General features: G+C 76.7%; 1 protein-coding gene. It reads right to left on the reverse strand.

Features of this window, described 5'->3' with window-relative positions:
• A partial coding sequence (locus E1J50_RS26160) for an Ig-like domain-containing protein (protein ID WP_132257179.1) occupies positions 1–335 on the reverse strand: 335 nt, incomplete at both ends.

The following is a 335-nucleotide window of genomic DNA, read 5'->3' on the forward strand; positions in this document are numbered from 1 at the left end:
CCGGCCTCGGCGGTGCCGGTCACCGTCGGGGTCGAGTCGTTGGTGAGGCCGCCGCCGGAGAGGAAGACGGGCGTCCCGGGGGCCGTCGCGTCGACCCGGAGGCTGATCGCCCCCGAGGCGGGGCCGAGATTGCCGGCCGCGTCCCGCGCCGTCGCGGTGAGGGTGTAGGTGCCGTCGGCGAGGGCGACCGTCGGCGTGAAGGAATAGGCGCCGTTCGCGCCCGCCGTCGTGGTACCGATCGCCGCGCCGTTGCTGAGGATGGTGACGGTGGCGCCGGCCTCGGCGGTGCCGGTCAGGGTGGGCGTGTTGTCGGCCGTGGCCGCGGTGCCGGCGCT

Source organism: Methylobacterium segetis (assembly GCF_004348265.1).
Classification (GTDB): Bacteria; Pseudomonadota; Alphaproteobacteria; order Rhizobiales; family Beijerinckiaceae; genus Methylobacterium; species Methylobacterium segetis.